Source organism: Alcanivorax sp. DP30 (genome assembly GCF_009882945.1).
In the GTDB taxonomy this organism is placed as follows: domain Bacteria; phylum Pseudomonadota; class Gammaproteobacteria; order Pseudomonadales; family Alcanivoracaceae; genus Alcanivorax.
In genome coordinates, this window is record NZ_WTUY01000002.1 from 796555 (window position 1) to 809280 (window position 12726).

Here is a 12726-nt window from a genome sequence, read left to right on the forward strand (position 1 = left end):
ACTCTCACCCTTTATCGCCTCGCTGCGTGCCCAACAAGGGCCGAACAGCCGTATCAATCGCTTCCCGTGCCCGGAAGATGCGCGAACGCACCGTGCCAACCGGACAGTCCATCACTTCCGCAATGTCCTCATAGCTGAGACCTTCGAACTCCCGAAGGGTGACAGCCGTTTTCAGCTCCTGGGGCAGTGCCTCGATAGCCGAGTGAATCACTGCCTCCAGTTCTTCTGACAACACCAGAGACTCCGGGGTTCCAATTTCGTGCAGCATTTCTGCCCCCGCATATTGTTCAGCCTCCGCCGCATCAAGGTCTGACCGAGGTGGGCGCCGACCAGCGGCCACCAGGTGGTTCTTGGCGGTATTCACAGCGATGCGATAAAGCCAGGTGTAAAAGGCGCTATCCCCCCGAAAACGGGGTAGCGCACGCCAGGCCTTGATAAAGGCTTCCTGAGCCACATCCTGCACTTCGTCCGGGTCGCGTACATAACGGCTGATCAGCGCGAAAATTCTCTGCTGATACTTGCGCACCAGCACCTCAAAGGCACGCTGGTCGCCGGATTTGGCTTTCTTCACCAACTGTTCGTCTGACACCGATCCCCCGGATCTTTCGCGAAATGCGTGAGTATCTGCCTGGCCGGTTTCCCGACCCCATAACCCACTATTGTAGCAGTTGTTATCATTACGACCACATTTGAGGCTGTGGAGAGCCTTGATTTAGCAAGCTTTTCACAATACCCGCTCATTTCTGAATGTTTCCGACTCCCCAAGGGCTGATCAGTTCCAATAAACAGCAATTAAATACGCTCCGCCGACATTTCCATCATTTAGCCACCACCCGTTTCACCGCTATACTGGCGCCGATTCCAAGCCATCCACACAGGACCGCCCATGGCTACCTACCGACACGATGTACTCATCATTGGCTCCGGCGCAGCCGGACTCACTGCAGCCCTGCGGCTGCCCGATGAGTGTCAGGTTGCCCTGCTCTCCAAGGGAGAGCTGACCAGTGCCAGCACCTACTATGCCCAGGGCGGCGTTGCCGCCGTCATGGATCAGAAAGATTCCCTGGAAAGCCATGTGGCCGACACCCATGTGGCCGGCGCAGGCTTGTGCCATGACGATGCGGTGCGCTTTACCGTGGAAAACGGCCCCGACGCCATTCGTTGGCTGATTGATCTGGGTGTCGATTTCACCCGTCTGGATGGCGGTGATGACAGCAGCACCCTGCCCTACCACCTGACTCGCGAAGGCGGCCACAGCCATCGGCGCATCATTCACGCTGCCGACGCCACTGGTAAAGCCATATCCCGCACCCTGATCGGCCAGGTGAAGGAGCGGGACAATGTCACCCTGTTCGAGCATCGTGTGGCCGTCGACCTGATTCTGCAGGAACATGAAGGCCAGAAACGCTGCTGTGGCGCCTATATCCATAACATCCTTACCGGTGAAACCGATGTCATCCTGGCCCGCTCCGTGGTGCTTGCCACCGGCGGCGCATCCAAGGTTTACCTCTATACCTCCAACCCTGATGTGGCCACCGGAGATGGCATCGCCATGGCCTGGCGGGCAGGGTGTCGAGTGGCCAACATGGAATTCATGCAGTTCCATCCCACTTGCCTGTATCACCCCAAGGCAAAGAGCTTTCTGGTCACCGAGGCTATCCGCGGCGAAGGCGGACATTTACTGCTGCCGGATGGCTCACGCTTTATGCACCGGTTTGACGAGCGCGGCGAACTGGCACCCCGCGATGTGGTCGCGAGGGCCATCGATCACGAGATGAAACGACTGGGCGCAGATTGCCTTTACCTGGACATCAGCCACAAACCCGCCGACTTCATCATTGAGCACTTCCCCACCGTCTACGCCAAGTGCCTGCAACTGGGGCTGGACATTACCCGTGACCCCATGCCGGTAGTGCCCGCCGCCCACTACACCTGTGGTGGCGTGATTATTGACGAGCACGGCCAGACCGATGTCCCCGGTCTTTATGCTATCGGCGAGACCAGCTTTACCGGTCTACACGGCGCCAACCGCATGGCCAGCAACTCACTGCTTGAGTGTTTTGTCTACGGCAAGGCCAGTGCCGACCATATCAGTGCCAGCCTGGCCTCCATCCCGCTACCCCGCGACGATGCAGAATGGGATGAATCCCAGGTGACAGATTCCGACGAAGACGTGGTCATCAGCCACAACTGGGACGAGCTGCGTCGTTTCATGTGGGACTACGTGGGCATCGTGCGCACAGAAAAACGGCTGGAACGGGCACTGCACCGGGCAGAACTGTTAAAAAACGAAATCACCGAGTACTACAGCAACTACCACATCAGCAACGATCTGCTGGAACTGCGCAACCTGGTGGTCATCGCCGAACTGATCATCCGGTCGGCCCTGTCACGCAAAGAGAGTCGCGGCCTGCACTTCATGCGGGATTATCCGGACAGCATTGAGAATCCGGTGGATACGATTCTGGTACCGGGGACGTTCTAGGCAAGCCGCAAATCGGGAACTTTTTGGCATTCGCTAATCCAATTGAGCGTAGCTTGTAGCTTGTAGCCATCATCTAACCCGATTCACCCACAGCCACTGATAAATCGGCTGCAGCTGCTCCGGGGGCGCCTGGTCCTCGAACAGGTGCAGCCACCCTTTGGGCGTCTGCATGGCCAACCAGGGGCCCAGCCGTATCACGCGACCCGGCCGCTCCAGGACCTGCACTTTGTGAGTGGAGACAGTCAGCATACTCTCCCGCAATTCCATCATCCCGATGACAGGCAAACGCCAACCACGCAGCAACAGGACAATAGCCAGCAACAGCAAGCTTTTAGCCCACCATGGCCATGCCACCAGCCAGACCACCGGGGCCACGCTCAACCCCGCCAGCCATTGCAGCCAGCGAGGATAGCGGGAAGGCGCAAGCTCAACCTTTACCGTGGGCGACCAGCTTGAGGACATGTTTCACATACTCGCGCATCTCGTCATCCTGCGGCTCACTGCGGTAGGTAAACCACTCGAACATATCCGCATCCTGGCAGGCCAGCAGGCGCTCGAACCGGGCCCGGTTTTGGTCCGTATCCTGGTCAAAATGATTATCCAGGTAGGCATACAGCACCACTTCCACCTCGGAAGCACCACGCCGGCATTGCCAGCGGTATTTACGTTTCAATTCTTCATTGCTCATTGCATCCGGATCCTGCTCGGTAGCGTGTGACTTTCAGACTGCGCGCGCATTATCTATCATGCCCGCTGAATTCTCGATACTTCACTATACAGGTTCCAACAGGAGTCCCATGAGCTGGTCTGCGTTCCTCGCCAAGCAATCCCTGACACCGGCCACCGAGGCCCCCTACCTGGCGCCGGCAACCCATCTGACGCTGGTCCGCGCCCACGGTGCAGAAGCCGGCCACTATCTGCAAGGCCAGCTTTCCTGTGACCTGCGTGAGGTGGATCAGGGCGCTCATCTCACTGGCATGCACCTCAGCCTCAAAGGCCGGGGAGTGGTCAGCGTACGTATCGTTCGCGACGGCGATGACTACCTGCTGCTCACGCCCGCCGGTATGGGTGACGCCCTGATCAAGGCGCTGATGAAGTATCGCCTGCGTGCCAAGGTGGAATTTGAGCAGACTGAGGATACCCCCCTGATCATGCTGGCCGGGAAACTGCCCGCAGGCCTGCCCGAGCCAGGGCAAAGCCTGCGCAACGATCTGGGCCTGTGGCTGCGCTACCCCAACACGGACCACGCCCTGCTTATCCCTGACAGCGATCAGGCCGAAGCCGCCTGGCAACAGCTGAGCAGCGGACGTCAGCCCGCCAATGCCGATGCGGCCCTGCTCGCCGACATCGATGCCGGGGAAGGCATGGTCTATCCAGGCGCTGAAGACCTGTTTCTACCCCAGGTACTCAATTACGACGTGACCGGTGGCGTGAACTTCAAGAAAGGCTGCTATACCGGTCAGGAAGTGGTCGCACGCATGCACTTCAAGGGCAAGCTCAAGCAACGCATGCAGCGTATCGACTTAAAAACCGGGATCGACCTGCTCCCGGGAGAAACACTTAGGGATGCCGACGGGAAGGCTGCTGGCGAAATAGTCATCAGTGCCAACACCGCCACAAGCTCAGCCGCTCTGGTGGTGCTCCGCCGCGAGAGCGACGGCGTACTCTACAAAGACCACACACCGCTGAACAGCCAGCTGGGGAAACTGCCCTACACCCTGCCCTGGAAGGACTAATTGGACATCTGACGCAGCAGCAAGGCCCCGGGGATGAATGCTCAGTTCCGGGGTTTAACCAGCCAAGGCCTGGTTACCTTGCGGACAAATAAGGCCAACAGCTCAACAGACTCTGCTAGACAACCTCCAGAATCCTGGCCGAATAAGGGTGAAAGAAAAGGCACCAGTGGCACCCTCTTCCTGCCCACTACCGGACACTCTCAGGCGACGCTTTCCCTACCCAATTTGGCCAGGGGGTGCTCCGGTGCCGGACACCGGAAAAAGCCATCAATATAGGATCGAGGCACATCAGCAACACTCCGGTGGCGAAAGCCCGGCTTCCCATCCTTGTCGATCAGCAGAGCCCTTACCCCTTCGCGAAAATCCCCGTGCAAAGAACACTGCACGGCCAGGCACCATTCCATCCGGAACACCTCCGCGAGGGACAGATAGGTGGATCGCTCCAGCTGCTCCCAGACCAGATGCGCCGTTTGCGGGCAACCCTTTTCGAGATTACCCAGCGCCCGGTCCAGCCAGCTGTCGCGCTCAGTAGCCGATAACAACTGCTCGACAACGACCTGGAGATTTTCGCCATCACACAAGACATTGATCAGGGGAAGGTGCTCGATCAGAGGATGCGGCAGAGCCTCCATATCGGCAGCTTGCTCCTTGAATTGACGGTATAGCACGGCCTTATTATCACGAGGTTCCGATGAAAAACGCTGTCCGGCCAGAGATGCCAGCAGCGCGTCAGCATCATCTTCCACCATCCGGTCCGCGAGACCGATTTCCACAGCCTCGCGTCCATTGAGGTGCACACCGGTCAGGCCGAGAAACAGCCCGGCCTTGCCAGGCAACCGGTTGAGAAACCAGCTGCCGCCAACATCCGGGAACAGACCAATGGTGATCTCCGGCATGGCCATGCGAGAGCGCGGCGTCACCAGGCGGAAATCGGCGCCCTGCAACAGCCCCATACCTCCGCCCATGACAATACCATCCCCGTAAACCACCACCGGGATGCGGGAACGGTGCAGACGATAGTCCAGCGCGTATTCTTCAGCAAAGTACTGCTCGGTAAACGGATTACGCCCCTCTCCGGCATGCTTCACCATGGACTTGTGCATCTGGACGATATCACCACCCGCACAAAATGCCTTTTCGCCGGCACCATCCAGCCAGAGCGCAACGATATCGTCTCTTTGCTCCCACTCATCGAGCTGGCGATCCAGTGCCTGGATCATATCCAGCCCAAGCGCATTCAGGGCCTTGGGGGCATTCAGGGTAGCCCGTGCAATAACTTGGCCACAGGCGGTAGGCAATTCGGAAAACAATACGCAATCAGACACTTTCTCTCCAAAGCCGGCTTAACGGCGCCATTCAATGGCCATGGATACTAACAAAGGCAACCGATACCTTCATTGGTGATTTGCGACGGCGCCTGAGCAAGACCATCCAAAACAGAAGGGAAACCCTGCGCTCCACTGGCCGCCTTCGAGGTAGGGAAAAAAGTAAAAAAAACGGGTACCCAAGGCGGGTACCCGTTAAAAGACACCACTAAGGGGTTAGCGGTGTGCGCTACAACACTGTTTGGATTACTCGCCTTTCTTGCGCGAGCGTTTAGCCGTTGGAGCCTTCTCTTCAGCACTGTCCAGGGCCTGAGTCAGCTCCTGCACCCGCTGTTCCAGCTCTTCGACTTCGCGCTTGTTCGGCAAGCCCAGGCGGGACAATGCCTTGTTCAGCCGATCATCGAAGGCTCTTTCCATTTTTTCCATGGTTTCGCCGGTGTGATGGCGAACCCGCTCTTTAATTTCTTCAACCCGGGACTCTGTCTTGTCCTTGGTCTGTTTTTCCACTTCACGCCCCGCCTCAACGAGAGCATCGAAAAAACCGCTGCCCTCTTCTTCAGCGCGAGCGAAAGCGCCCAGACCGGCCAGCCAGATCTGGTGGGTATATTTGCGAATATCTCTGGAAGCACCAGTCAGTGCTTTCAGCGGGTTCGCTCGCCCGTCTTTCTCATTGTGATTCTGATTTTCGTCGGACATGGTCCAAACTCCCGAAGGCAATTCCACGAGCGAATGCAGCGGGAACAACACACAACATCTTCAACGCGTGGAATAATTATAGGAAAGGCTTGAAACGGAAAGCCGGAGAGTTGTCGAACAATCCGGCAAATTTTGTTTATGTGATCAATTTCTCAGCGAATTAGCGATCCACATCATCATCTGACTCATCCAGGGAGGATCGTCGTACCCCACCGATCAACCCCATACCCCGTGCAAGATCCCTGGCCCGATCACGAATTACCTCCCGCGACCGTCCGGTTAGCAGATCCACAAACCGTTTACGGAGGTTCTCCTCAAGGCGTTGGGCACCTTCTTCCAGACGAACATCGATCTTTCGCTCCACCCTGGGCCCCACAACGAAGTGCCCGAGGACCGCGACAAGAATCAGTGTCAGCAAAGAGGAAGCCCCTGCTGCTGCAAACAACAGCCACCCCAGGGTGGCAATGTCGATCTGCAGCGAGTCCATCAGGCGGCCCCGAACATGAACAGCAACTGGAAGAGACCCGCAGTCGCCCCCAGGAAGCCACCCACCACGATCAAGATCCACTCATCTTCCTGAAAGGCCGGGCGCAACAGATCCTGGAACTCTTCCGAGCTTAGAGCCTGCATCCGGTCAGACATGATTTTCTCTACCAGCGCGCCACGTTCGCGGTTGAAGCCCTGATCTTCAAACGGCTCCACAGCCAGATCCACAGCCTTCTCTTCCACTGCTTTCTTGAGATCCGCATACCCTTCCGGGCCCACCGTCAGCTGCGCTGCAGTGCGAACAACACCGCCGTTCAATAATGGCTTGAGATGACGTTTGATCAGCGCCTTTGTGCGGTCCCCCCGAGGGCCGTTCACCACCTGGTACATGATATTTCGCAGGGTGATAACTTCCTCGGTGGAAAGACGTGCAAACGTCTCCGCCACATCCTTCTGCCGTTTCAGGAACAGTCCCTGCACGCGGAAGGGGCCCACCTTGACCGGGTTCAACGGACGGAAGATCAGGTTCAGCGCCAACCAGTTGGTTGCAACGCCGACGATGAAACCAAACAACGGAAGCACCCAGTTTTCCGGCATCAGGATAAAGACCGGCACCTGGATCAGGCCGAAAAGAAAGCCGAAATACAAACCTGAGTTGGTCACAAAACGAAATTCCGGATCACCTACCTCACGGAACATCTGAACCATTAGCTGTTTATCCTCCGCCATCTGGGAAATAACCATGTGCTTCATGTCCACCAGGTTATCCAGATTACGGCTGATATCATCCACCACGCTGTCCATCACCGAGGGAATCGCCCGTCGCGCACGGCTGTAGACCCGCTTGCGTACCAGCAATGGGAGATTTTCCCAGAGCACGGCATTACGCTCGGTCATGACTTCGTCAGTGTATTCTTCAATACGAGATTGGATGGTGCGGGTCAGGTGGGCAGAGATTTTCTCCGGCTCCATTTCCCGAAAAAATTCGTCAAGACTACCCAACTTGGAAAGTGCCTTGTCGACCACGATCCCGGCCATCTTTTCGACCTTGGACGGGATGATCCCCTGCCAGCCGAAGAATGGCCGCACCCCAACGAATTCCAGGGGATAGAAGGTCATCTGAACCGCCATCCAGTTGGTGGTCCAGCCAACAGCACCTGCAATAAACGGAATACTGACGTACTTCCAGAAATCCGGGTACGCAAGCAAAGATTCCAGCATTTAGTAACTACTCCCCTCCAAGGGCTGCCGCACAGTAACAGGCGCAACAGAATGTAAACAGATTGCGTGTTCACCCATCCCGGTCAAATAAGCCAATGTTGTCTTGTTATGAAAATGCATAGTATAGGGAGCCGGGTTTCCAAATATAAGCAAGATAACGTAATTTTTGGCAACAGAAAGAAGACTCAACTAAACAAACCGGCCTCATACAGCACAGGAACCGTCAGAATCTATGGCCCAAACCGGTAGCTTTCCACAGTTAATTGTGCTTGGCGGGCTCGAAAGTGCACTTAATCAGGCGCTCACTGCCACCCCCGCCGGACAGCAGCATCTTGCAGATCTGCATGGCACCGTTGTGCGCATCCGCGCCGAGCGCCCCATGTGGGTACTGTACGTGCTGATCTACGAAGACGGTATTGAGCTACTGCCCGAGTATGAAGGGAACGTCGATGTGCGCATCCGTGGCCCACTCGGCGGCATGCTGCACTGGTTGTTTTCCAGCAACCCGCTGGAGGATCAGGAAGAATTGCGCGTTACTGGCCATGAAGACCAGATTCGTCAACTCACCGCCCTGATTGATCAGTTCAGCCTCTGGCCCCTGATACGCAACTGGCTGGACGACCATGTTCGTCTCAAGGAACTGCTGGCAGTGCTGCGCCGGGAGGACCCGGTGTGGCTTGAAAAACTGGCCACCCTCCCGGAACAGATGGGTCAGCTGGCCGAACAGGTTGCACACCAACAGTTATTGCAGGAAGACATTCTCGAGGAATTGCAGCAGCTGCGCGGGGAACTGCGTAGAAACCGCAAGCTGGATTTGTTCTTTACCCTCACAGGCACCCTGCTGGTGCTGCTCTCCGTTCTCAAAGCCGCCGATCTCTGGTCCCTGACCTGGCACGCCCTGCAACAGGACATGTTGTCCCTGGCCATGCTCAGCCTTGGCATCGCCTGCCTGGTGGCGCGCTTGCTCCCGGCAAGAAACTGACTGCGGACCCTGCCTCAACGTTCAGTGAGTCGAAGTTCCTGCACACCGCGCCCTACCCCTTACGATCCTTGCGCGGCCCCCCGAAGATCTGATTCAGTCGATCGCTGACCAGCTCCGCGCCACTGCGTGCCAGGCTGCGGCTGGCGCCTTCCAGCATCTCCTTTGAGGGCAGGTTTCTCACCCCCTCCACCAGGCCACGACGCACCCCCTCCTCAACCCGCTCTGAAATCACCCTGGCCGCTGACTCCACCTGTTCATCCAGTTCGCGCTGCAGGGTATTGCGCAAGCGAGGCTGAAAATAGAAATGCCCCCAGATGGCCACTACCAGCAGAGTCAGCAGCGAACTCAACACCGCGCTGACGATAATTGCGAAGATACTCATGATATGCCTCTTGCAGCCCGTGAATGCAGCTGAAACCCCTGAAATCAGGTGCTACAGCGTTACAAATCCCGGCATTGTTGTTAAATAAAGTATGCACTGACTGCCAGCGTACAGGGAACCGACTAGGATCATTGTGGGCAGGACGCCATACACTCGCAGGGAAAGCATCTTACCGTTTTGGATTCAGGTGCCAATGACTGCCGCGACAGCCCAAAGTCTTGCAGAGAGTCACAACCAGCTAGCCATTAAGCAGGCACTGTCTTTATGCCAGCGCCATCATCACCCGGTGACCCTGCTCGCCATGGATGTGGAAGAGCCCGACAGCCTGCTTGCCGACATCGGCGAAACACGCATGGAAACACTGATACGTGTACTCGCTGAACATCTGCAGCAATTCAAGAGATGTGAAGACCTGCTCGTCATCAACCCGGACAGCCACATCATGCTGGTTATCCTCCCGGCGACAGACATTCATGGTGGGTACTGCCTTGCACAGCGGCTGATATCACGCTTGCGCGGCGAAGAGATTCAGCTGGATGAGTTCCAGATACCGATATCGCTACGAATAGCGTTGCATGGCTGCGAAAATCTGGACAACTCCGAGTCACAACCGTTGATTGACGCCACCCTGAAGCTTCTGCAAAACCCCGACAACAATCAGCAACTGATCCTGTCTGACACTGCCAGACAGAACCTGGACACCCCCTCTGTGCCGGCCAAAAACAGCCTGGCCGCAAGCCTGGTAGCCCAGGCCAGTCAAACAAGCGATGAGGACTTACTCGACACGCTCAAACCCGCATTCTCCAGGCTGCCGGAACACGAGCGGATGAGGGTGGTGGATCATCTGCTGGAGCTCTCCACCCGGCTTGAGTCAGGGCTTGCGAGCCACTAGCACCGCACGGCGCGGCGCCGGATAACCCTCTCGGGTCAGGGACGGATTCTCTGCGTCCAGGAAATCGGGCAGCGACTGGAAGCGCATCCAGTCCGTGGCGCGCTGCTCGTCAAGGGTAGTCGTGCACTCATCCACGCAGCGAATATCCTCAAAGCCGCAGCGCTGCAGCCAGATCTTGAGCATGGCCACGGATGGCAGGAAAAACACATTTCGCATGGCGGCATAACGGTCTTCCGGCATCAGCACTGTGCGCTCATCGCCTTCCACTACCAGAGTTTCCAGCACCAACTCGCCACCACTGACCAGTGCGCCTTTCAATTCAAGAATATGATCCAGCGGTGAGCGGCGGTGATACAACACCCCCATGGACAGCACCGTATCAAAGTTCTGCTGTTCCGCCGGCATCTCCTCCATGCGTACTGGCAGGAACCACACCGGCGTTGTCGGCGCGAACCGTTTCACTGCCAGATACTGCACCAGAAACAGAATGGTCGGATCGATACCCACCACCTGGGCGGCACCCTCCGCCGCCATCCGCCAGCAGTGGTAACCACTTCCACAGCCCACATCCAGTACTCGCCGCCCCGCCAGGGGGGAAAGGTGTGGCGCCACTCGCTGCCACTTCCAGTCCGAGCGCCACTCTGTGTCCACCGCAACGCCGAAGAAATCGAACGGCCCCTTGCGCCAGGGTATCAACCCCTCAAGTGCAGCCCTCACGGCTTTTGGATCCTGTTCACCCGCGACGCCTATGCGCAGTGCATCCGCGCCTAGCTCACACTCCGCAGGTCCTGCTGGCAATGCCTCCAGCGCCGCCATCCAGCGCGGCAAGTCGCCATGAGGGCGTTCAATCAACCGTTCACGAGTCAACGACAGCAGCGTATGACGTGGGGCATCCGCAAAAGTCTCGGCCAGGGCGGTATCGCAGTCCTGCAAATAAGTATTCAGATTCATGGCTTGATCATTCGTGACTGTCACACTGGAAATGCGCCTCAGCGCACCGCCAGTAACGACATGAAGTTGAAACAGCGGAACCAGACATGGATATGACGGTACCCCGCTGCGCGAAGCCGCGCTTCATGATCCGCCAGCGTCTCGGGGATCAGCACATTTTCCAGCGCTGTTCGTTTCTGGCTGATTTCCAGATCCGAGTAGCCATTGTTGCGCTTGAAGGCATGATGCAGTTCGGTCTGCAGGGCATTCTCCTCATCATCCTCGAAGCGAATCTTCTCGGACAACACAAGAATCCCCCCCGGGGCCGTGGCCGCTGCGAGTCGCTTGATGAAGCCATCACGATGCTCAAGAGGAATAAACTGCAAGGTGAAGTTGAGTACCGCCATGGAACAGGGCTCGAAGGCCATTTGCGCCACATCCCCTTCTACCAGCGAAACCCGCTCGGCAAGGCCAGCATGATCCAGCAGCATGGAGGCCTGCTTGATCATGGCCGGGGAGTTGTCCACGGCAATCACGGGATTGCCCTGCTGCTCGGTCAGCGCGGCCATGGCGGTAGTAGCTGCGCCCAGAGAGCAGCCCAGATCATAGAGGCTGGTGTCTGGCTGGGCATAACGGGCCGCCAGCACCCCGATCATGTCGATGATGGTCGGATAACCCGGCACAGAGCGACGGATCATGTCCGGAAAGACACGGACCACGGTCTCATCGAAGGAGAATCGCCCTACCTGCTGATGAGCGGTGGCGTAAATGTTGTCCAGCTGATCCGACATGAGGGCCCCGGTTAATGCATTGCGGACGGGATTATAGCCGCTGAGACTTCAGGGATGTAGAGGATAACCAGGGAGTGACAAATGGCACGGGGTTGCAAGATGCGACCGACAAGGCGCAGGCGCGATGAAATTACGGTCTGTTCATGACCCAGCCCGCACACAGACATTTCTTCGCGAGTTAAGACGCTGGCAATGTGCAAATACCAATTCGCGCTGAACCTTGCCGCTTGCTTATGCCACATAACGCAAAAACGCCCGGGCAATGCCGGGCGTAATGCCTGCAACAGCAGCATTGCAGGGAAGACCAGAAAGCAGCGGGGTTATTTGAGGCTCAGCAACAGGTTCGGGTTGAAATCCTCATCAGCCAGATCGCTGAGGTAGCTTTCCACGAAGTCCCGGGTTTGCGCATCGCCTTTCGCCGCCAGCACTTGCATGGCATCAGACAAAACGAGGGTTTTCCCATTGAGTTCCACCTGCGATGAAGACAGGCTAAGTCCCATATCGATCACTGCGTATTCCAGGTTTTCCGCCTGCCGGGAAAGGACCATACGGGACAACACCGTCTGCCCTTGGCCGCATTGCAGGGAAAGCAGCTCCTCGCCACCGGACAACGTCATTGCGTCCCGCTCAATAAGGCCATCTACCAGCACCCCAAAGGCGCTGTCTTCACCAGCTGCCTGACACAATTGCCCGACTACTGCCTGATCAATCTGAGCCTGTGACGTGGATGCACAAGCCAGGAGCACTGCACTTGCAAGAATCCTCATGACGCTTTCCTCTGCTTTCTGGTTAGTCATTGA

General features: G+C 57.2%; 15 protein-coding genes. 4 read left to right on the plus strand and 11 right to left on the minus strand.

The features are described from left to right. Positions 1 to 4: 4 nt before the first annotated feature. The gene (gene rpoE / locus GQF00_RS04265; RefSeq protein ID WP_161317879.1) at positions 5 to 589 is read right to left on the minus strand and encodes an RNA polymerase sigma factor RpoE; all 585 of its coding nucleotides are present in this window, start codon (positions 587 to 589) and stop codon (positions 5 to 7) included. A 297-nt stretch (positions 590 to 886) separates the two neighbouring features. Here rpoE and nadB point away from each other — a divergent pair, with 297 nt between their 5' ends. After that, positions 887 to 2485 (plus strand): L-aspartate oxidase, encoded by a 1599-nt coding sequence (nadB, locus tag GQF00_RS04270; protein WP_161317880.1) that lies wholly within the window; start codon positions 887 to 889, stop codon positions 2483 to 2485. Positions 2486 to 2554: 69 nt separating this feature from the next. Here nadB and GQF00_RS04275 read toward each other — a convergent pair whose 3' ends face one another. Next, positions 2555 to 2947 (minus strand): hypothetical protein, encoded by a 393-nt coding sequence (locus tag GQF00_RS04275; protein ID WP_237440373.1) that lies wholly within the window; start codon positions 2945 to 2947, stop codon positions 2555 to 2557. After that, entirely contained in the window at positions 2913 to 3173 is a 261-nt protein-coding gene (locus GQF00_RS04280) for a succinate dehydrogenase assembly factor 2 (protein ID WP_161317881.1), read from the minus strand. The genes GQF00_RS04275 and GQF00_RS04280 overlap by 35 nt, the downstream gene beginning before the upstream one ends. Positions 3174 to 3282: 109 nt before the next feature. Here GQF00_RS04280 and GQF00_RS04285 point away from each other — a divergent pair, with 109 nt between their 5' ends. Next, a complete protein-coding gene (locus tag GQF00_RS04285; protein WP_161317882.1) occupies positions 3283 to 4221 on the plus strand; it encodes a folate-binding protein YgfZ in 939 nt (312 codons plus the stop codon). A 200-nt stretch (positions 4222 to 4421) separates the two neighbouring features. Here GQF00_RS04285 and GQF00_RS04290 read toward each other — a convergent pair whose 3' ends face one another. The 4 genes from GQF00_RS04290 to GQF00_RS04305 form a co-directional block, all read right to left on the minus strand. After that, positions 4422 to 5546, minus strand: coding sequence for an enoyl-CoA hydratase/isomerase family protein (locus tag GQF00_RS04290; protein WP_161317883.1), 1125 nt, complete (start codon positions 5544 to 5546; stop codon positions 4422 to 4424). Between the two features lie 246 nt (positions 5547 to 5792). Next, positions 5793 to 6242, minus strand: coding sequence for a phasin family protein (locus tag GQF00_RS04295; protein WP_161317884.1), 450 nt, complete (start codon positions 6240 to 6242; stop codon positions 5793 to 5795). A 160-nt stretch (positions 6243 to 6402) separates the two neighbouring features. Then, the gene (locus GQF00_RS04300; protein ID WP_161317885.1) at positions 6403 to 6729 is read right to left on the minus strand and encodes a hypothetical protein; all 327 of its coding nucleotides are present in this window, start codon (positions 6727 to 6729) and stop codon (positions 6403 to 6405) included. Continuing rightward, positions 6729 to 7949, minus strand: a complete 1221-nt coding sequence (locus GQF00_RS04305; RefSeq protein WP_161317886.1) for a DUF445 domain-containing protein — start codon at positions 7947 to 7949, stop codon at positions 6729 to 6731. Before GQF00_RS04305 ends, GQF00_RS04300 begins: the two co-directional genes overlap by 1 nt. A 232-nt stretch (positions 7950 to 8181) precedes the next feature. Here GQF00_RS04305 and GQF00_RS04310 point away from each other — a divergent pair, with 232 nt between their 5' ends. Next, positions 8182 to 8931, plus strand: a complete 750-nt coding sequence (locus GQF00_RS04310) for an SCP2 sterol-binding domain-containing protein (protein ID WP_161317887.1) — start codon at positions 8182 to 8184, stop codon at positions 8929 to 8931. Between the two features lie 52 nt (positions 8932 to 8983). On the opposite strand, the gene GQF00_RS04315 is transcribed toward GQF00_RS04310, so the two are convergent. Continuing rightward, on the minus strand, positions 8984 to 9313 hold the full coding sequence (locus tag GQF00_RS04315; RefSeq protein WP_161317888.1) for a hypothetical protein: 330 nt from the start codon (positions 9311 to 9313) through the stop codon (positions 8984 to 8986). Positions 9314 to 9506: 193 nt separating this feature from the next. On the opposite strand from GQF00_RS04315, the gene GQF00_RS04320 reads away from it, so the two are divergent. Continuing rightward, a complete protein-coding gene (locus GQF00_RS04320) occupies positions 9507 to 10205 on the plus strand; it encodes a diguanylate cyclase domain-containing protein (protein WP_161317889.1) in 699 nt (232 codons plus the stop codon). Here GQF00_RS04320 and cmoB read toward each other — a convergent pair. The 3 genes from cmoB to GQF00_RS04335 form a co-directional block, all read right to left on the minus strand. Next, positions 10185 to 11156, minus strand: coding sequence for a tRNA 5-methoxyuridine(34)/uridine 5-oxyacetic acid(34) synthase CmoB (gene cmoB / locus GQF00_RS04325; RefSeq protein ID WP_161317890.1), 972 nt, complete (start codon positions 11154 to 11156; stop codon positions 10185 to 10187). The two genes, GQF00_RS04320 and cmoB, sit on opposite strands and share 21 nt — an antisense overlap. Before the next feature lie 38 nt (positions 11157 to 11194). Then, positions 11195 to 11926, minus strand: a complete 732-nt coding sequence (cmoA, locus tag GQF00_RS04330) for a carboxy-S-adenosyl-L-methionine synthase CmoA (protein ID WP_161317891.1) — start codon at positions 11924 to 11926, stop codon at positions 11195 to 11197. 320 nt (positions 11927 to 12246) lie between these two features. Continuing rightward, positions 12247 to 12693, minus strand: coding sequence for a hypothetical protein (locus GQF00_RS04335; protein ID WP_161317892.1), 447 nt, complete (start codon positions 12691 to 12693; stop codon positions 12247 to 12249). Positions 12694 to 12726 lie beyond the last annotated feature (33 nt).

Bases quoted from the DNA above. Each gene is read 5' to 3' on its own strand.
- GQF00_RS04310 (WP_161317887.1), top strand. From the start codon at position 8,182: ATGGCCCAAACCGGTAGCTTTCCACAGTTAATTGTGCTTGGCGGGCTC.
- nadB (WP_161317880.1), top strand. From the start codon at position 887: ATGGCTACCTACCGACACGATGTACTCATCATTGGCTCCGGCGCAGCC.
- cmoA (WP_161317891.1), bottom strand. From the start codon at position 11,926: ATGTCGGATCAGCTGGACAACATTTACGCCACCGCTCATCAGCAGGTA.
- GQF00_RS04300 (WP_161317885.1), bottom strand. From the start codon at position 6,729: ATGGACTCGCTGCAGATCGACATTGCCACCCTGGGGTGGCTGTTGTTT.
- GQF00_RS04275 (WP_237440373.1), bottom strand. From the start codon at position 2,947: ATGTCCTCAAGCTGGTCGCCCACGGTAAAGGTTGAGCTTGCGCCTTCC.
- GQF00_RS04335 (WP_161317892.1), bottom strand. From the start codon at position 12,693: ATGAGGATTCTTGCAAGTGCAGTGCTCCTGGCTTGTGCATCCACGTCA.
- cmoB (WP_161317890.1), bottom strand. From the start codon at position 11,156: ATGAATCTGAATACTTATTTGCAGGACTGCGATACCGCCCTGGCCGAG.
- GQF00_RS04285 (WP_161317882.1), top strand. From the start codon at position 3,283: ATGAGCTGGTCTGCGTTCCTCGCCAAGCAATCCCTGACACCGGCCACC.
- GQF00_RS04280 (WP_161317881.1), bottom strand. From the start codon at position 3,173: ATGAGCAATGAAGAATTGAAACGTAAATACCGCTGGCAATGCCGGCGT.
- GQF00_RS04320 (WP_161317889.1), top strand. From the start codon at position 9,507: ATGACTGCCGCGACAGCCCAAAGTCTTGCAGAGAGTCACAACCAGCTA.
- GQF00_RS04295 (WP_161317884.1), bottom strand. From the start codon at position 6,242: ATGTCCGACGAAAATCAGAATCACAATGAGAAAGACGGGCGAGCGAAC.
- GQF00_RS04305 (WP_161317886.1), bottom strand. From the start codon at position 7,949: ATGCTGGAATCTTTGCTTGCGTACCCGGATTTCTGGAAGTACGTCAGT.
- GQF00_RS04315 (WP_161317888.1), bottom strand. From the start codon at position 9,313: ATGAGTATCTTCGCAATTATCGTCAGCGCGGTGTTGAGTTCGCTGCTG.